Raw genomic sequence first — 18682 nt, forward strand, 5'->3', positions numbered from 1 at the left:
AACAAGAAATCGGCGATCGCAGTGGCGAAGCCAAATCTTTGAACAATCTGGGCCTTGCCTACGAGTCCCTAGGACAGTACCAACCAGCCATCGAGTTCTACCAGCAATCCTTAGCGATCGAAAAAGAAATCGGCGATCGCGGTGGCCAAGCCAATTCTTTGATAGGTCTGGGCTTAGCCTACCAATCCCTAGGACAGTACCAACGAGCCATCGAGTACCACCAGCAATCTTTAGCTATCAAACAAGAAATCGGCGATCGCGGTGGCCAAGCCAATTCTTTGATAGGTCTGGGCTTAGCCTACAAATCCCTAGGACAGTACCAACGAGCCATCGAGTACTACCAGCAATCTTTAGCGATCGAAAAAGAAATCGGCGATCGCCATGGGGAAGCCAGAACGTTACAAAACTTAGCCCATGCCTACCATCTTACAGGTAGAGTTCAAGAAGGATTTGCTGCCAGTCACCAGGCCAATCAAATTTATATGGAACTTGGACTCCCTATCGAAGCTTTGCTTATCCCCAAATGGATAAAATCCATCGCTAAATTCGCCCAACGGGGTCGATCGCAATTCATCCTGTGCTTCATCGCTGGCGTTTTTGCCTTTCCCTTTGCCCTTATCGCCCTCATTTGCCTCATTCTCTGGCGCATTCTTCGTAGCAGAGTCCGGAGACTGTTGAAGATTTTGCCCAATAATCGTTAACAAAATAGGAACAAAACCAAGCAATAAAACATTCTATACCAGTTTTTCGGTTTTAAAAATTCTATTCTTAAATCAATATTTTTATACTCTAGCAACCAAATTCCGCAACCATCGCCCTCGATCGCTCCTTCAAACCAAGAGCCTCGCCATTGCTTCTAGAAAAAGATAACAAAAATAATTTAATGGCACTTTCCCATCCCCACCTTTTAGAAAATATCCCGCACCGCCATTTGCGCCTCCCAACGCAAATAAGAAGCGCGGCGGAACATCTCTTGACCCGCGTGGAGATAGCTTTCGTCGTAGTTGAGGGTAAACCATTCCAACTCCTCAATGCCATCGCCAATTTGATTGATACAGTAGTACAAATGTGCCGCTGCTTTCGCCACGGGGGAAGGATTGGGCATGGAACGAAACTCTTGCTGTGCCTGCCGCCAACAGGAACGACACTGTTCGATGTACTCTTGAAACTCCTCCATCAACGCATCGTCAAACGGGTCTGCTGCCAGTTCGTCTACTTGGTTGTCTAGCGTCGTGAGAATGTGGTTCAGTAGCCGATTCACCGGTTTGTATACCTGCTGCAACCACTGGTGTAGCTGCATGTCGATGTCTTGACCGGCGGTGGCTTGGGTATGCTGGGAAGCACTGGTGCGTTGGCGGCGGTTTTGCTGGCGCGCGCGTTGTTGGGAAGCTGTCGCCTTGCGTTTGGCTTGGCGTTTGGCATCGTACTGTTTGCGCTTTTGTGGGTCGCTGAGAACCTCGTAGGCGGCGTTAATCCGAACAATGGCATCGTGGTCTCCCTGGGAAGAGTTGCTATCGGGATGGTATTGTTTCACCAAAATCCGATAGGCTTGCTTGATTTCGGCATAGGTCGCCTGGGGAGATACGTTTAAGGTGGCATAGTAATTTATTTTTACCATGACTTTATTTTTTTAGACACTCCTTGCTACAATATAGAATACACATGCCGATGTAGCTCAGTGGTAGAGCAGCCGATTCGTAATCGGCAGGTCGTGGGTTCAAATCCCATCGTCGGCTCTTTTTTCTGGGAGTTTTTGGCAAGTTGGGTTTGCGAAATACCTGGTTGGTGAGGTATTCTTAGAATATATTCCCAAAATTTGTTCCATCAATCCAGGATCGATTTCCACAGGCAGCAAGCGCTTCCTCCACGGGAATCGTGCTACAAAAAAACCCAGGCTCTTGGTCTGGGTAGGGTGTCTATTTTCGTTCCTTTGCCACGCAAGAACAATATTCTCTCGCGACTCCAGGACTTTTTGTTTCTGGAGTTATTGCAATTGCAAATCTTTCCTACCAAGTTCCCTTCTTCGTGGAACCGCGATGCCAGGTTGGTTTGTGGGAACGATAAAAATAACCGGATTCGGGTAGGAAAAGGTCGCTAATTAGTGGATAAAAGTTCGTTTAGGTCGAAGGTGGTTTTTGATTTGTTTTTGTCTGGGCTAGCTGTTTTCGCCAATAGTTCCTAGCCTGGGAAGGTTGTTGAGAGTTGAGGAAATGGATGCGCGCAGACAGTTACAGTTGATGCTGGAAAGCGATCGCAATTTTCATAAGATTGCATCGATTCGTTCCGTTCCCTTGCGAACCGATGCCAACCATCTAGAGCGCCGGCAGCACCAGCGGGGCATCAACAATAGTATGATAGCAGTCGCTTTGCTGTACGGGCAACAGCAGTTTAGCCACGGGGCGCTCATTTTTACCATCACCGACCGGATTTTGCGAGGCACCCCTTATTCCAAACTGCTGGATTGGCTGCGGGGATTGCGGGTGGTTTGCTTGCAGGGTCCGCCGGATGCCAAAGTCCTCACGGCTTACTGGCATAAAAAGACCAAAAGTCGGGTTAGACGTTAAGAAAAACAAGCGATCGCTGCGGAAATGGATGTAATTTTACTGGTAGCGATCGCTTTTCGTTTGTGTAGGGGGCAATTCCTTTTGGTCGTGCTTTTGCAACCAATCCTTACCCAACTGAATAGTAATATCCGACTGCAAATTTCCCGTACTCTCAATGCGAACCTCACCAAAACCCAAACGGCGGCGCAAGGCTCTAGCAGTTTCCACATCCCCCTGCTGGGCAACAATGCGAGTTGTGGGTAGGGGTTGCGGCCAGGGTCGGTCCAAAAAGGTATTGCGATAGCCTTCTTCAACCAAGCTATCAATCAAATCGTAAGCCGCTTCCCGACTTTCCGTACTGTTTTGAACCGCCACGCGCACTTGCGAAGGTGTTTTCACCTCATAGCCATCTTCCACCCAACCTATATCAAAGTATTCCGCCATCATGGTGTCAATTTCTTGGTAGTTGGGCAGCCAATAACTCACATTGTTGTATTCTTCGATATCATTAAACCGACCGGGGAGCATCAGCATTTGCAAATCATCCTTTTGGTGGTCCAAAGCAAACCCCACCAAAGCCACCAACTCTTCCACGCTGAGGTTGGTATCGATATGGTCTTGAATGACTGACAGAATTTTGGGCAACCGGGTCACCGTAGACGGTTTCAGGGTTTGTTGCACCATAGCCCGCATCATCATCTGCTGGCGTTGAATGCGACCGATATCCCCCAACCCATCGTGGCGGTAGCGCAAAAATTGCAAAGCCTCATCGCCGTTGAGGTGCTGTTCTCCTTTTTCCAAATCGATGTATAAATGCTGGGAGTCATCTTGATACTCCATATCCTTAGGCACGTAAACCGTTACCCCACCCAAGGTATCGATGAGCTTTTCCACGCCTTGTACGTTCACCCGCACGTAGCGATCGATGGTAATGCCCCCCAACAGTTCGCTGATGGATTTGGCAGCCAGGGAAGGACCGCCGTAGTAGTTGGCTTCGTTGAGTTTGGTGGTTCCCACCCCTTCCACAAAAGCGCGGGTATCCCGGGGAATGTTCAGTAAGACCAACCGCTCTTCATGGGGGTCAAACCGCACCAGCAGCATCACATCCGCCAATCCATCCAAAGAATTCACCAAAGCATGGTATCCCAAATCTTTTTTGGGTTTGCGGCTGAGATCGGAAGTAAGCACTTTGGTACCCATCACCAAAATATTTACCGGTCGGGTGAGCTCGGGTAAATTGAGATTGGTTTTGGTTAAATCATCCTGGGCAAAAACGGAGGCTTCTTCTGGGGTCAGCTGGCTGCGCATGAGCGGGGTACTGGATAGGGAAACAGCCAGCCAAGCGCCAGCAGTAGCCGACAGCATGGCCACGCTGCTCATGCCCAAACCGAGCCATATCCAGGTAAAACGGCGTTTTTTCGATTTTTTACGGATTTTCTGCGGTTGGTAAGGTTTGCGATTGAGGTGGGTGGACTGGGATTGATTGTTGGTGGTCACTGGTTTCCTCACACACACACTTGTTGAACGCAACGAGCTTTACGTTGGCACCAAAAATGCCAAAGCGGCCTCGCGTTCCTATTTTAGGGGAGACGATCGCTAATTTTACTAACGCCTGGCAACCAAAGTGGGATTTTTTTCCACAAACGCACCATTAACCCCAAATTTACCAGAAAATAGGTACTGGTCAGGACACTACTGGCAATTAAAAATGGCAGTTGCAGGGTTGCGCTACTGCCAGCACTGGTTTCCAGGAGAATATGCCCCCCCAGCCACAATCCCGCCAGGGTTACAGCCAGGCGGCTGGCAGCCAGTTCGGCGGCATCGCTGTTTTCCCGGCGGCGGTACAAAGTCCACAGAGCGGGGAAGACTCCCACAATGGGAATCAGGTAGAGAAACATGCGTTGGCGTTGGAAGTGCTGGTTTGCCGGTGCCATATCCGTTGCTATCTTTTCTGCAGTGGTGGTGATGTCATGAATGCTTTACTCGGTGGCGGTTTGAGTCCACCAAGCAACGGCATAATCTTGGGCAGGGTCGTTGGCTTGGTTTTCGTAGGCGATGCGGAGTTTGTAGCGACCGGTTTCGGGGATGGGGAAAAAGATGTGTTCCACACTATCTTCCGCACTCACGGAAGACCAAACGCTCTCGTCGGGGTTGTTGCTGCCAGCAGGCATCAGGTATAAGTTTAAATCATTCAAACCGCGATCGCGAAATTGCTCGCCTATATCGTAGCGTCCATTGTTATTTTTATCTTGCAGCACCACCTTACGATTCCAAGCGATGGTAGCCGAAACGTAGCTCCCTGCCGCCAAAGGCTGGCTGATGGTATATTCTCGATAGTTAGGCTGAGCTGCCCCTTCTGCATGTACTCGATTGTAATCCCAACCCCGAGCCGGTACAGGGGCATCGGGGGCAAACTGCCCCGGTTGAAATTGTTGCACGGCGCGATAGGCATTGAGATGGCCGGTTCCCATTTGCCCGTGTAGGGGAATGCGCCGGTTTTCATAGGCATCTGATTGCAGCCAATTTTGGTTGTTTTTATCCCAAATCGTGCGGGTCATGCCCAAATAATTGCCGTTGGTGTCTTCCATTTTATCGGCAGAATTCAGCAACACCGCCTTCATCACTTCCTGGTGGCGGGCATCCAAACTCCAGTGGGGGCGAGAAGCAGCAATTTGGCGATCGCCGTATTCTTGTAACAATGCTACCGTAGCAGTAACGTGGGGAGCGGCAAAACTGGTACCGGTATCCCGACGAACTTCACCGTTGGGTTCCACCAGGGGGACGTTGCGACCAGGAGCCAGCAAATGGATGGAACGACGGTCTCCCACATTACTTTCCACCCCTTCCAAGCGGCTTCTGAATCCCGGGAAAACGCTGCCCAAATTGGCCACATCCACCCGATTGTAAATCCCCTCATCGCCCTGGCTAGAAAACGCCACATTGATGCCATTGTAATTATCCGTGGGAATGGGAATGCCGCCGCTGCCTTGGTTGCCTGCCACGGAATAAACCACATTTTCCTGTGCCGCCAGCCAATCCACGCAGAGGGTCAGGGGGGCATTGCCATCCAAAACAGCCTCGGAGCGAGGATCGAGCGCCAGGGGTTCTCCAAAACTAAAATTGGTAGCGCGTACGTCGCCACTATTTTGCAGGGCAATATGTTGGGTACTCAGGCATTCGTAGGCTTGCCGGTCTTGGCTGTAGTCTCCTGCCACCGCCGTAGCATACAAACGCGCCTGCGGTGCCACCCCAGGTACGGCTTTATGTTGGGAAATCATGACCCCAGCCACGTTGTGGGCATGCATATCCAAATCACCGTTGACTTTGGCAGGGGCATTGCGCAGAAAAATTCCTTTGGGAGCGACCGCTGCATTGGCAGGAATTTCTTTATCCATACCGAAGCGACCCGGTCTGCCAATTTCTACCTGACCGATGGCAATTTTGCGCCCTTTTAAATTGTAGGGGTCTCCATGCAAGCGCAACGCATCGATGCCCGTTTCTCCCACAGAAGAGGTTAAATAGCTGTACGCTAGGCTGGGAAACGCGATCGCGCCCATCCCTAAAGCAACCACCCCTGTTATTTTATGCCATTGCTTTCGATCCCGCACCACCATAAAGTTCAATTCTCCTACGACAAAGCCACCAGATGGTATTACCAACTACTAATTGAAAATGTAAATAAATTGACAACAATTTGTTAAACTAAAATGACAAACACTGCAGATTGTATTCTAGGCTGGCAAGCATGACCCAAACCCAATCCCAAAAACCAATTGTTGTCGCTCCTTCTATTCTATCAGCCGATTTTAGTCGTCTGGGAGCAGAAGTGCAGGCTGTCGATCGAGCAGGGGCTGACTGGATCCATGTCGATGTCATGGACGGTCGCTTCGTTCCCAATATCACCATTGGACCTTTGGTTGTCAAGGCAATTCGCCCCTTAACCGACAAACCCCTCGACGTTCACTTGATGATCGTTGAACCGGAAAAATACGTGGAACAATTCGCCGCAGCCGGCGCGGATATTATTTCCGTACATGCCGAACACAACGCTTCTCCCCACCTACACCGCACCCTCAACCAAATTCGGGAAGCTGGCAAGCAAGCCGGTGTGGTTCTCAATCCTTCTACACCACTGGAATTCATCGACTACGTGTTGGATCAATGCGATTTGGTGCTGTTAATGAGCGTTAACCCCGGTTTCGGCGGTCAGAGCTTCATTCCCGGCATTATTCCCAAAATCCGCAAGCTGCGTGCCATGTGCGACGAGCGCGGTCTCGATCCCTGGATTGAAGTTGATGGCGGCCTCAAACCCAAAAATACTTGGCAGGTATTGGAAGCCGGTGCCAATGCCATTGTTGCCGGTTCTGCGGTCTTCAAGGCAGATGACTATGCCACGGCCATAGAAGGAGTTCGCAATAGCAGCCGACCTTCTCAAGAGTTGGTCACCGCCTAACTTCGCTGATTTCATATCTATCTAAATTTGTGGGGTGGGTTTTCCCATCCCATATTTTTAAAGTAAGCCTTTATACGCTTTGAAAATTACTAGATCGATCGGGTGGGCATTACCCACCCTACTTTTTCTGGGAAAATTAAGACCCAACACGCTGTAAAGCTTGCTCCAGTTCCGATAATTCGATAGCCCCGCTGAGGGCTTGTTCGTTAAGAAAGAAAAACGGTGTTCTATTTAAGCCCAACCGTTGTGCCAACTGCAAATCTTTTTGGATGGCTTGTTGGGCAGCCTCGCTGTTGCGATCGCGATTCCAGGCATCCATGTCCAATCCCAACTCGGTAGCAATTTGCTTGTATAACTCTTCCCCTAACCGATCTTGATTTTCAAACAAGCGATCGTGGTATTCCCAAAACTTCCCTTGTTGCTGGGCTGCCCAGGATGCTTGCGCTGCAGGAACGGCTTGCGGATGAATGGAAGCTAACGGCAAATGCTTGTAAACCAACGTCACCCGGTTTTGGTGTTTTTCCATAAATTGTTTTACCGTTTCGTAAGCGCGACGGCAAAAAGGACATTGGAAATCAGAAAACTCCAACAAGACAATATCTTGCTTGGCAGACCCTTTGGTCGGGGAATTGCCAATTATCGACGCCGGTTCCTTGCTCATTTTCTCTAAAAACGAGCGCCGCGCCTGCCGCATGCCTTGTTGCTGTTCTTGCTGGTAAGACTGCAAGGTTTCCATCAACACCTGCGGATTGTCGCGCAAAACCTGCAAAACTTTTTGCTCGAACTCAGCGGAGGCTTGCGTATCTTCGCTGGCTTCCCCCCCTGCCGAACAACTCGCCAAAACAACGCCGGTCAAAACTGCCGCCAACCACCAAGACAAGCGACGCCAAGAACGCCACATTTGCTGCCACTGGCGTTTGGTAGCAGCGAACCAGCGGATGCTAGCTTGCCACAAATACAATGGAAAGTTCATAAAAAATTTGCCAACTCCCAGCAATTGGTTCCCATCTACTATGCCATTTTTGCCGCCAAATTGGGATGGGAAAATGGGAAAATTTGCATAGGAGTTTAGCAGAGTTGCAGGAATTCGATCCAAAAAAACCAGGAAATTGCCTGCTCAATCGACAATTTCCTGGCACTGTAAGCTACCTTATTTGCCATTCTAGGAACTAGAGCTTTTTTGGTAGTTGGATTGCTCAAAATACAGGATAGTACGGAACGTTTTCAGCGTTGTCTGCCACCAAAGGTCCAAATCCCGACGCCACAAATAAAAAGGACTCAAAATCGAACTGGTTAAAAATTCCATTTCGCAGGCAGTCACCACATCTTCTGGAATGCGGTGGCGATGTTTTTGATAAAATAAGATTGCTTTGAGAATATCTCGCCCCCAAGCCACAGGAAACAACAGCGGCCTTTGCCAGGGTTTCCAGCGCAACATGCGGATGCGATGTCTGGCTAAACCAGTGCCCCGTACCAAAGCCAACAGATATTCTTTTTGCAGCCGTTTGCGGGGAATTTTATGGTATAATTCCATGTTGGCATTGTACCAAACTTCCCAGCCGGCCTTCTGGATGTACATGATGGCTTCCAGGTCTTCGCTGTTGAGCATGGATCCACCGCAACGACCGCTCAGGGAAGGTTTATCCGGCACGTTGTCTTGCCAGGCTTGCTTGCGAACCACCAATCCGGCAGAAGGCGGCAGCATTTTCTTTTGCGGTTCGTAGCAGAAAGGTTCCGACCCCTTTTCGGTTATCGCCAGAAAACAAGCAATGCGTTCAAAATTGGCTGGTGGCGCTCCTTCGTAATCCCCGTGGATTTGGCTGCCGTAGGCACCGACCTGGGGATGGTTTTGTGCAAAATGGTAGGCGGCGGCTACCCAGTTGGCATCGGGAATGGTATCGTCATCGAGAAAACCAACCAACTCTCCTTTGGCTTCTTTGATGGCGCGAACCCTGGCAAAGGCTGCACCTTGCTGCATTTCTTTACAGTATCGCAGGGGAAACGTTGCAGACCAGTTGGCTTGATAGTAGCGAACGACTTCTTCTGTGCTATCAGTACTATTGTTATCTACAATCAGAATTTCCCAACGGAATTCGGTTGCTTGTTGCTGCTGCAAACTTGCCAAAACTTCCGGCAACCTAGCTGCACCATTGAAGGTGGGAATGGCTACGGTTAGTTCGATAGGATGCAGGTTTTCTAATACTGGGGGGGTGGCTGTTGGTTCTGTGGTTTGGCAACTTGGTGCCAGTTGTTGCCCTACCTTCCAGCTTTGGCTCATGATGTTTCCCTCTCGCTTGATTTCCGTACTGTATCTTTGCAAAGCTTCAATCTAGAACCAATCTAGAACTGTTATTTATAGCATTCCCTCAAAAGGATCTACACTTAACAAGGCAAGGCATAGCGCCGAAAATTTTTCGCTATCTATGCCAAGCAAGGATGTCACGACTAACCCAATCACTGGACAAAAATCGACATTCGTGTTGATTGCGTTTGGTTCATCCAGCCTTGGTCTCGTGGCAGACTCCGTTATTTCGGTCATGACACCTTTCGCGGGTGCTTTCCAGCCCGAAGAATCCTGCATCCGATCGTGTTAGAATAATTCCCAATCTACAGTGGTGGAATTGTCTTTCCAACCGCTCGATTGACCTGATTTGCGCTGTTTGCCCAAATAGCAACTTTGATGCAGAAAGTTATTGACTTACCAGATGCCGCCACTACCTACAAACTGGGCGTTACGTTGGGAGAAACCCTATCCCCAGGTCGAATTTTGCTGTTGGTGGGAGCGTTGGGCACTGGCAAAACCACGTTAATCCAGGGAATTGGTGCTGGATTGGGAATTACCGATGCGATCGCTTCTCCCACATTTACCCTTATTAACGAGTATCCTGAAGGCAGGGTGCCTTTATATCATTTTGACCTCTACCGCCTGCAACCGGACGAAGTTACCGACCTCATGCCGCAGATGTATACCGATGGCATGGAAGTAGAACCGGGAATTGTTGCCATCGAATGGGGCGATCGCTTACCCCATCCTCCCAAAGAAGCTGTTACCATTAGCCTAACCCACCTACACTCAACGCCAACAGAAGATGCCAGGCAGCTAGAAATCATTCCCGGTACTTCCCCAGAAGCCAATCGAGAAATTTTCGCAGCAATCCCAACGTTGCCACTTAGGTAGAAGCCGCCGCTACCTGATTTTCTCCAGCCGCCAAAATTTCGCGAATCCAATCGTACCAGCTTTCCATACCTTCTCCTGTTGTCGCCGATACCTGAAAGATTTTGATATCGGGATTGGTTTGACGTGCGTATTCGCAGCATTTTTCCACGTCAAACTCTACATAGGGTAGCAAATCGATTTTATTGATTACCATCACCTGGCTGGCGCGGAACATGTGCGGATATTTAATTGGCTTGTCATCCCCTTCCGTCACCGAAAGAATCGCCACCTTAGCAGCTTCTCCCAAATCGAATAGTGCCGGACAAACCAAATTGCCCACATTTTCCAGCATCACGGTAGAATGAAGCGGGGGATGAAGCTGTTTTAACGCCTTGGCAACCATTTCCGCATCCAAATGGCATCCCGTTCCCGTATTTACTTGCATGACTTTCGCACCAGTGGCAGCAATTTTTTGCGAATCGTTCGCAGTTTCCTGGTCGCCTTCAATAACTGAAATGGGAATTTCCGACTGCAAATCGCGAATCGTACGTACCAAAAACGTAGTTTTCCCAGCACCTGGGGAACTAACCAAATTGAACGCTAAAATATTTCTACCATCAAACCAGCCGCGATTTTGCGCGGCGGTGAGATTGTTTTTCGCCAGCAAATCCTGTTCCACAGAAATCGTGGTATGGTGGATTTGGGCATGGGTATGGGCGTGGGAACTTTCCTGGTGGTGATGGTCGCCGTTGTGGTCGTGGGAATGATTGACAATCGTACCATCCGCAAGTACGTGTTGGTGTTCTCCCGTTTCGGGATTGGTAATTTTGGTTTGGGAATTGTCGGAACAGCCGCAATTTACACACATGATGCTATCTCCATAGATTGGATTTTTAACTGTTCGCCATCAATAATATCCAGGGATGTACTGCCGCATTCGCAAATTCCGTAAGGCATATCCAAAGCCAACTCCGCACCGCATTGACGGCATTTGCCTTTCCCTGGAATTTCTATAATTTCTAATGTAGCACCTTGGCAGAGGGTATCCCGCGCGCAAACATCAAAACAAAAACGTACGGCATCGGGCATAATGGTAGTAAGCTGCCCAACTTCTAAGGAAATTTTGCTAACTTGGGCACCTTGTGCTTGTTCGCAAGCGATCGCGACAATATTTTGCGTTATCCCCAATTCATGCATATCCCCCACCTAACAAATCCTTGGTAGCTGTTCGCCAACCAACATATCCACCACCCGTTCGCTACCAAATCCCGTTTGCATCCAAACCACACCAGCCGCCGCCTCCACAACTTCGCCGATAATTTTACTTTCTTGACCGGCAGGATGGGATTGCATAGCTGCCAAAACCGTTTCCGCCGCTTCCTGGGGAACAGCAACCACCAATTTTCCTTCGTTGGCAAGATACAGCGGGTCAAATCCCAAAATCTCGCAAACCCCTTTGACTTCCTCGCGAATGGGAACTTGCGACTCTTGCAGGCGAATTCCCACGCCAGAAGCGGTAGCAAATTCGTTCAAAACGGTAGCCACGCCGCCACGGGTGGCATCTCGCATGGCTTTTACCTGGGGGCAAGCGTTGATAATGATATCGACCAAACCGTGTAAAGGCTGACAGTCGCTGGCAACGTTGGTATCTAACGCCAGTTCTCCCCTAGCAATTAAAATCGCTGTCCCATGGTCGCCCAGGGGTCCATTTACCAAAATAGCATCTCCCGGTTGCAAGCGATCGCTTTTTACGTTTATCCCTTCGCGAACCATACCGATGCCAGCTGTATTCAAAAATAACTTATCGGCAGACCCTTTGGGAACGACTTTGGTATCGCCGGTTACGATTTGTACGTTGGCAGCTTCAGCAGCTTGTTGGATGCTGGCAGCAACTTTTCGCAAACTATCTACTGCCAATCCTTCTTCGACGATAACGCTACAAGAAAGATACAAAGGGGTAGCACCGCTGACCGCCAAATCGTTTACCGTACCATTCACCGCCAACGTACCAATATCCCCGCCAGGGAAAAATAGCGGGTCTACCACAAAAGAATCGGTGGTAAACGTCAAGCGATCGCCCAATTGTGCTAAAGATTGAATAGGAAAGCTGACCCCATCTTCCAAATCCGCCATTGCCGGATTGCCAAAACTCCCCACAAAAATATCGTCAATTAAATCCCGCATGGCTTGACCGCCGCTACCGTGTGCCAAGGTAACGGTGGTATCGCGAAATTTTTTCTTGCGAGATGGGGATTTGGCGATGTTTTTATTGGTATCGGTCATGGAAGAATTTTTCAATATCTTGGTGTAGGGGTTAACTAGCAGCAGATAGGCGATGGTATTTATAATATGCCGCACATGCCCCTTCCGAGGAAACCATACAGGCACCTAACGGATTGGATGGGGTGCAGGCGGTACCAAATACTTTGCAATCGGTGGGTTTGAGAATGCCTTGCAGAATTTTACCGCACTGGCAAGCTTTGTGGTCTTGGCTTTGGTAGTGGGGAACGGCAAATTTGACTTCCGCATCGAAGTGGCTGTAGGCATCGGCAAGTTGAAAGCCGGATTGGGGGATTTCTCCCAATCCCCGCCATTCAAAACTTTCTCTAGGAACGAATACTTTTTCCATTGCATCGATGGCAACGGGATTTCCCTGGGGTTTGACGATACGTTGGTATTGGTTTTCTACTTCCACACGATGGGAAACCATTTGCTGCAATAACATCCAAACCGATTGGAGAATATCTAAAGGTTCAAAGCCGGAAACAACAACGGGTTTTTGATAGCGATCGCAGATAAACTGGTAGGGTTCGGTACCAATAACCATGCTGACGTGACCGGGTCCAATAAATCCATCCAGTTGTAGTTCCCCATTGTCTAGCAAAGCTTGCAAAGCCGGTACCACCAATACGTGGTTGCTAAATACGCTAAAGTTGGGCACTTTTTCTCGTTCGGCTTGTAGGATGGTTAAAGCGGTGCTGGGGGCAGTGGTTTCAAATCCCAAACCAAAAAAGATAACTTCTTGTTGGGGATTTTCCTTGGCAATTTGCAACGCATCCAGGGGAGAATAAACCATGCGAATATCGGCACCGTCGGCTTTGGCTTCTAGCAGACTTTTTTTGGTTCCCGGTACCCGCATGGCATCGCCGTAGGTGGTAAAAATAACATTAGGCATTTCTGCCAAAGCGATCGCATCATCCAATCTTCCCCGTGGCATAACGCAAACGGGACATCCCGGACCATGCACCAGTTCGATATTGTCTGGTAAAATGGTTTCCAAGCCGTATTTAAAAATCGAGTGGGTATGTCCCCCACAAACTTCCATGATTTTTAAAGGATTTTGAGCGCTACGATCTAATTTTCGACTAAATTTTTTAATTTGCTGCAAAACCGCTTGTGCTTTTTGCGGGTCGCGAAATTCGTCAATATATTTCATAACGTTTTATCTATAAAAATAGGGTTCTTTATCCGCTACTGAACCATTTCCATCTGAGAAAGCATATCCAACGTTTCTGCGGCTTCCTCTTCGTCGAGGCGGTTCATGGCAAACCCGACATGTACCAAAACCCAATCCCCAACACAATCTTCGGGGGAATGTTCTTCGTCAACGATGCAGGCAATATTCACCTGACGTTGAACGCCGCCGATGTTGACCGTTGCGAGATAATTTTCTTGGTCGGTTAGTTCGACGATTTGCCCTGGAATTCCCAAACACATAAAATACGGTAAAACTGACACTGCTTGTACTATATCAAATGTGTTCTGTAGGGGGAGCGGGATTTTATAAATTTTTAAATAGTCGTCGCCAGTCACTTCGCGAAACGACCGGAGTGTTTTGCTCAGGTCAGGGAAATTTATGAATGTGGGGAGATGGACGCATTTTCCCGATAGCATTGCTTGCTAGAATCTATTTTCCCCAGGATTAGGAAATGGTTACAAGGGCGACTTAGAAGATTTCTGAAAAAATAGCAGTTATCTTGAATTTTTACCACTCGCCGGTAATGGTGTTTCGCGAAGCAACCCTACTAAGATGCGCGATTGGTACTTACTATTATTTAAGAAAATGGTATTGCTATCGGTGACCTCGCAAATTGCAAGCGCTACCAGGCACAATGGCAGCAATATATTGAGGCAATTGCTGGTAAAAATAGCGCACAGAATTTTATTTTTACGATGAATAAATGGCTGCCCAAGGGATTCTTCCAATTTCTCTATATTTCTAAAAATCCCTGGTTGATGAAGCGAGAATCTCACGAATAGAATTCGTGAGAGTGTCAACAATCCCTAGTTCGCTATTTTTGTATGGGAGAGGATAATGTTTGGTTTGGCTAATCGCTGTTTTTGGTTTTGTTTTGAAATTCCAATGGAACTGTCCGAATTTGGCAATTTCTTGTCAACCCCCTAATTGACAGGTATTCTCAATTTTTTGACGGACTTGCGTTGTTTGAGGGGATTTGGTAGGATAATTTCAATTTTCATAATCAAGGCGTCGTATGTCTAATTTCCCAAATTCGGTCTTTGGAAAGCCTGAGATGCCCATTTTTTCGTTGCTTGTCTTGGCAAAACCTCTTCCCCGCTTCACATCTATAGCCACAAATTTTACCAATTGAAGGGGAGAGAATTTGACATTTTATCCGTTTTATGGTATGCAACCCCTGCTGGGATGAATTCACGTTGGGGAAGGGATGGCTGCCGAAATCGAGTTATTTATTATTATCTTTAACTGCCTGGTTGTGAATGGGATAATTTTTCCTGTTGTGGGAGTACTTCTTTCTATTTTCCTTTTTTCTTGGGAAAACCTGTTTGATATGGGATAAATCGAGGATTATAGGGCAACCACGGGGGGTTGCCCCTACACAAGTTATGGTTTTGATGTTGTGGATGGAGAAGGAAATCGATATTGGTACATTTTCGCAAGCTTGGTAGCCGGCGAATTTGCCAACCTGCCACCATCCCAGCTACTATCTATTCACTATCCGACGACTCCGGCTGGTATGTAGAAGCCACATACAGTTCTTTGAGTTGGTCTTCGCCCACTGTAGCCGGTGCTTCCGTAAGCAAACAACGGGCTTGTTGGGTTTTGGGAAAAGCAATCACATCGCGGATGGATTCTTCCCCTGCCATTAACATTACCAAACGGTCTAACCCGTAGGCAATGCCGCCGTGGGGAGGTGTGCCATAATCTAAAGCTTCTAAGAGAAAACCAAACTTCTGATTGGCTTCTTCGACAGACAAACCAATGGCTTCAAACACTTTTTCTTGAACTTCCCGCTGGTAATTGCGCAAGCTGCCGCCGCCGATTTCGTAGCCGTTGTAAACCAGGTCGTAGGCTTGTGCCTTGGCATTTTTCATATCATCTACATCTTCCGGTCTGGGGGCAGTGAATGGATGGTGTAATGCTTCTAGACGTTGTTCGTCGGGATTCCATTCAAACATGGGGAAGTCAGTAATCCAGACCAGGTCGATTTTGCTGGTATCGATGAGATCGAGTTCTTCTCCCAAAAGCTGACGCAAGCGGTCGAGGGTTTTGTTGACGGTATCGGTATCGCCAGCGCCAAATAGCAATAAGTGACCGGGTTGGGCACCGGTGCGTTCCAATAGTTCTTGTTTTTGTTCGTCGGTGAGATTGTCTTTGATGGCACCAATGGTGTCGATTTCCCCGCCTTCGCGAACTCGAATATATGCTAGACCTTTGGCACCGGCTTCGGTGGCTGCTTTGAATAGGTCGCCGCCGGGTTTGATGCGTACGTTGGAAATGGTGTTGTCGGCGTTGGGGATGGGCAGAACTTTGACCAATCCGCCGGAGGCAACGGCACCGGAGAAGACTTTGAAGCTACTATCTTTGACGATATCGGAGACATTAACCAATTCTAACCCAAACCGCCGGTCGGGGCGATCGCTTCCGTAACGCGACATGGCTTCGTTGTAGGTGAGGCGGGGGAAAGGTCGCGGTAGGTCGATGCCTTGTACGGTTTTAAAGATATGGCAGATGAGGGCTTCGTTGAGGTCTAAAATGTCATCTACCGACATGAAACTCATTTCCATGTCTAGCTGGGTAAATTCCGGCTGTCGGTCGGCGCGCAAGTCTTCATCGCGGAAACAACGGGCAATTTGATAGTAGCGATCGCATCCCGCCACCATCATCAATTGTTTGAACAGCTGCGGCGACTGAGGCAAAGCAAACCATTCTCCTGGGTTCACCCGGGAAGGCACCAAATAATCCCGCGCGCCTTCGGGGGTAGACCGCGTGAGAACCGGAGTTTCGATTTCCGTGAATTGGGCTTCGTCTTCCAAAAAGCGGCGAATGGCTTTGACTACTTGATGGCGAATTTGGATATTGCGCATCATGCGATCGCGCCGCAAATCCAAATAGCGATACCGCAGGCGTAACTGGTCGCTTACCGATTCAATTTCGCTGTTGGAAACCTGAAAAGGCAACTGCCGGCGCACGGGATTGAATAACTGAATATCCTCCGCATAAATTTCCACCTCTCCCGTAGGTAGTTTGGGATTGATGGATTCTGTCGGTCGTTCGCTGACCGTTCCCTTCACCTGCACCACATATTCGTTGCGCAATCGGTCTGCATCATCGTAAGATTGGGGTGTACGGCTAGGGTCGCTAACAATTTGCGCCACCCCAAAGCGATCGCGCAGGTCGATAAAAATTACACCGCCATGGTCGCGACGGCGGTCTACCCAGCCGCAAAGGGTGACGGTTTTTCCTATATGTTCTTTTCTAAGTTGACCGCAATAAAGACTTCGCATAATTGATTGGTCGGTGTTCGTGGTTTCCCTACATAACTGCAAACTTACCCATTATCTAGCAATTGGGGCGATTCGTCACCAGCCGCGAGGGCTTTTTTAGCGCGAGAAACATTATCTTTAACTGCCATAGCTGCCGATTGCAAAGCATCCAGTTCCTCAGAAGTTAAATCTAGTTTGACGATTTTTTCCACCCCTTGGCAACCCAAAGAACAGGGAACCCCCAAAAATACATCTTCAATGTCGTATTCCCCTTGCAAGTAAGCTGCAGCTGGCAAAATCCGCTTTTTATCTTGCAAAATCGCCGCCACCATTTCCGAAACCGCCGAAGCTGGTGCAAAATACGCACTGCCGGTTTTCATATGTTCGACGATTTCCTGACCGCCATGGCGAGTACGTTCGGTCAAACCTTGGATAGTCTCGGCATCCAGCAGTTCGGTTACAGGAATACCGCGCACGGTACAGTAGCGGGGTAATGGTACCATTAAATTGCCATGGTCGCCCAAGACCAATGCTTTGACATCGGTAATGGAAACGTTGAGTTCTGCAGCGATAAAGCTTTGAAAGCGGGAAGAATCCAAGACGCCTGCCATTCCCATAATGCGATGGCTAGGCAAACCACTAGCTTCCCAAGCTAAATAGGTCATTACGTCGAGGGGATTGCTAACCACAATGAAAATGGCGTTGGGAGATTGCGCTATGGCTTTTTTTGCCGCTTCCATGACAATGGGGGCATTGGTTACTGCCAAATCGGAACGACTCATGCCCGGTTTGCGGGGTTTGCCGGCCGTAATGACCACAATATCCGATGCGGCGGTATCGGTATAACTATTGGTGCCAATAATAACGCGATCGTGCAGTTCTACGCCCCGCGCTTGGTTTAAATCTAAGGCAATTCCCTGGGGAATTCCCGGTATAATATCCAATAGCACCACATCGGCTATATTTTTTTCTACGATTCTTTGGGCTAGGGTACTGCCAACTTTGCCCGCACCGATGATAGAAACGCGGTTGGTGTGATGGGTTGGTGTTGGCGAATTAGACGAAGGGGAAGCGATGTGGGTCATTATAATTTCGATGTAAATGTTTGGGGAGGGGCAATTCGCAAATCGCCCCTAGTATGATGGGTTTAGCGTTATTTACCGCCGGTTTTTTCCAGCTGATCCAAACGCAGCCAACAAGCCGGTGTGGGAACGTAAAATTTCACCAAACCATAGTCGCCTTGGGTTTCCAACACTTCCCCGTCGGAGTCAAATAAATAGGAAGGAAAGCGATTGTCGCTGGCTTGCGCTTCCAGGCTGTTTTCTAGTTTTTCCCGTACGACGCGCACCAAGCTGCCTTTTTTAATGGGTTTCTTTTTGGCTTGTCCTTTTTCTGCTTGTTGTTCTGCCATAGCTGGTTTTGTTTCCTTTTCGTTGGCGATGCTATATGTTCTATTTTAGGTGCGATCGCGCTTTTGATGGTAGGATGCTGAAGCTAGCGATCGCGCCTTTCAGTTTTTGGTGGTTCTTGAGGTGGCGGTTGGCGATTGTTTTGGGAGGCAAACCACCAAAGCGTTTGTGAAAACAGCACTGCCACCAGCAAAATCCCGGAAACCCAATAAAACCGCCAAAAAAAATCTTCTTCTTCCATGAGTTGGATTTCTCTGCCCTCATACCTGCCCCAAGGCAATTAAAACATGCACCGCCGCAGCCAGCAATCGCTCTCAACTTGACAAACAAATCGTTGCCTCAATTTGGGAATATGGGAAAGGGCTTAGTAAGGAAG

19 protein-coding genes and 1 tRNA gene are annotated in these 18682 nt (G+C 48.6%); 5 read left to right on the forward strand and 15 right to left on the reverse strand.

What is annotated here, in order from left to right; all coding sequences use genetic code 11:
- Positions 1-701, forward strand: a 701-nt coding sequence (locus AS151_RS06410) for a tetratricopeptide repeat protein (protein ID WP_139240538.1), incomplete at its 5' end; no start/stop codon positions are given.
- A 206-nt stretch (positions 702-907) separates the two neighbouring features.
- Here AS151_RS06410 and AS151_RS06415 read toward each other — a convergent pair.
- Positions 908-1618: a J domain-containing protein gene (locus AS151_RS06415; protein ID WP_071516224.1), complete on the reverse strand. Its 711-nt coding sequence runs from the start codon at positions 1616-1618 to the stop codon at positions 908-910.
- A 46-nt stretch (positions 1619-1664) separates the two neighbouring features.
- On the opposite strand from AS151_RS06415, the gene AS151_RS06420 reads away from it, so the two are divergent.
- Positions 1665-1736 (forward strand) — tRNA-Thr (locus AS151_RS06420).
- A gap of 474 nt (positions 1737-2210) precedes the next feature.
- Positions 2211-2564, forward strand: coding sequence for a hypothetical protein (locus tag AS151_RS06430; RefSeq protein WP_071516226.1), 354 nt, complete (start codon positions 2211-2213; stop codon positions 2562-2564).
- 36 nt (positions 2565-2600) lie between these two features.
- Here the strand turns inward: AS151_RS06430 and AS151_RS06435 are convergent, their stop codons facing one another.
- The 3 genes from AS151_RS06435 to AS151_RS06445 form a co-directional block, all read right to left on the reverse strand.
- Positions 2601-3923, reverse strand: coding sequence for an LCP family protein (locus AS151_RS06435; RefSeq protein WP_170861334.1), 1323 nt, complete (start codon positions 3921-3923; stop codon positions 2601-2603).
- Between the two features lie 200 nt (positions 3924-4123).
- A complete protein-coding gene (locus AS151_RS06440) occupies positions 4124-4477 on the reverse strand; it encodes a hypothetical protein (protein ID WP_071516228.1) in 354 nt (117 codons plus the stop codon).
- Between the two features lie 45 nt (positions 4478-4522).
- Positions 4523-6100, reverse strand: a complete 1578-nt coding sequence (locus tag AS151_RS06445) for a S8 family serine peptidase (protein WP_343327421.1) — start codon at positions 6098-6100, stop codon at positions 4523-4525.
- Between the two features lie 188 nt (positions 6101-6288).
- Here AS151_RS06445 and rpe point away from each other — a divergent pair, with 188 nt between their 5' ends.
- Complete coding sequence (rpe, locus tag AS151_RS06450; protein WP_071516230.1) at positions 6289-6996, forward strand: ribulose-phosphate 3-epimerase; 708 nt, start codon at positions 6289-6291, stop codon at positions 6994-6996.
- Between the two features lie 136 nt (positions 6997-7132).
- Here rpe and AS151_RS06455 read toward each other — a convergent pair whose 3' ends face one another.
- Both AS151_RS06455 and hpsE read right to left on the reverse strand, forming a co-directional pair.
- Positions 7133-7969, reverse strand: coding sequence for a thioredoxin domain-containing protein (locus tag AS151_RS06455; protein WP_244532921.1), 837 nt, complete (start codon positions 7967-7969; stop codon positions 7133-7135).
- A 189-nt stretch (positions 7970-8158) separates the two neighbouring features.
- The gene (hpsE, locus tag AS151_RS06460) at positions 8159-9274 is read right to left on the reverse strand and encodes a hormogonium polysaccharide biosynthesis glycosyltransferase HpsE (protein ID WP_071516231.1); all 1116 of its coding nucleotides are present in this window, start codon (positions 9272-9274) and stop codon (positions 8159-8161) included.
- A gap of 402 nt (positions 9275-9676) precedes the next feature.
- Between hpsE and tsaE the strand changes: the two genes are divergently transcribed.
- A complete protein-coding gene (gene tsaE, locus AS151_RS06470) occupies positions 9677-10174 on the forward strand; it encodes a tRNA (adenosine(37)-N6)-threonylcarbamoyltransferase complex ATPase subunit type 1 TsaE (RefSeq protein WP_071516233.1) in 498 nt (165 codons plus the stop codon).
- On the opposite strand, the gene hypB is transcribed toward tsaE, so the two are convergent.
- The 9 genes from hypB to AS151_RS22005 all read right to left on the reverse strand — a co-directional run bounded on the left by hypB (position 10167) and on the right by AS151_RS22005 (position 18547).
- Positions 10167-11021, reverse strand: coding sequence for a hydrogenase nickel incorporation protein HypB (hypB, locus tag AS151_RS06475; RefSeq protein ID WP_071516234.1), 855 nt, complete (start codon positions 11019-11021; stop codon positions 10167-10169). The two genes, tsaE and hypB, sit on opposite strands and share 8 nt — an antisense overlap.
- Complete coding sequence (gene hypA, locus AS151_RS06480) at positions 11012-11350, reverse strand: hydrogenase maturation nickel metallochaperone HypA (RefSeq protein ID WP_071516266.1); 339 nt, start codon at positions 11348-11350, stop codon at positions 11012-11014. Before hypA ends, hypB begins: the two co-directional genes overlap by 10 nt.
- 9 nt (positions 11351-11359) lie before the next feature.
- Positions 11360-12436 carry a hydrogenase expression/formation protein HypE gene (gene hypE / locus AS151_RS06485; protein ID WP_071516235.1) on the reverse strand — a complete coding sequence of 359 codons (1077 nt, stop codon included), beginning with the start codon at positions 12434-12436 and terminating at the stop codon, positions 11360-11362.
- A gap of 31 nt (positions 12437-12467) precedes the next feature.
- Positions 12468-13589, reverse strand: coding sequence for a hydrogenase formation protein HypD (gene hypD, locus AS151_RS06490; protein ID WP_071516236.1), 1122 nt, complete (start codon positions 13587-13589; stop codon positions 12468-12470).
- A gap of 35 nt (positions 13590-13624) precedes the next feature.
- Positions 13625-13870, reverse strand: coding sequence for a HypC/HybG/HupF family hydrogenase formation chaperone (locus AS151_RS06495; RefSeq protein WP_071516237.1), 246 nt, complete (start codon positions 13868-13870; stop codon positions 13625-13627).
- A 1248-nt stretch (positions 13871-15118) separates the two neighbouring features.
- Complete coding sequence (aspS, locus tag AS151_RS06500; protein ID WP_071516238.1) at positions 15119-16918, reverse strand: aspartate--tRNA ligase; 1800 nt, start codon at positions 16916-16918, stop codon at positions 15119-15121.
- Between the two features lie 44 nt (positions 16919-16962).
- Positions 16963-17982 carry a malate dehydrogenase gene (gene mdh / locus AS151_RS06505; RefSeq protein WP_071516239.1) on the reverse strand — a complete coding sequence of 340 codons (1020 nt, stop codon included), beginning with the start codon at positions 17980-17982 and terminating at the stop codon, positions 16963-16965.
- Positions 17983-18050: 68 nt separating this feature from the next.
- Positions 18051-18308 carry an NAD(P)H-quinone oxidoreductase subunit O gene (locus tag AS151_RS06510; RefSeq protein ID WP_071516240.1) on the reverse strand — a complete coding sequence of 86 codons (258 nt, stop codon included), beginning with the start codon at positions 18306-18308 and terminating at the stop codon, positions 18051-18053.
- A gap of 83 nt (positions 18309-18391) precedes the next feature.
- Positions 18392-18547 carry a hypothetical protein gene (locus AS151_RS22005; RefSeq protein WP_170861333.1) on the reverse strand — a complete coding sequence of 52 codons (156 nt, stop codon included), beginning with the start codon at positions 18545-18547 and terminating at the stop codon, positions 18392-18394.
- Positions 18548-18682: the final 135 nt, after the last annotated feature.

The organism is Geitlerinema sp. PCC 9228, assembly GCF_001870905.1.
In the GTDB taxonomy this organism is placed as follows: domain Bacteria; phylum Cyanobacteriota; class Cyanobacteriia; order Cyanobacteriales; family PCC-9228; genus PCC-9228.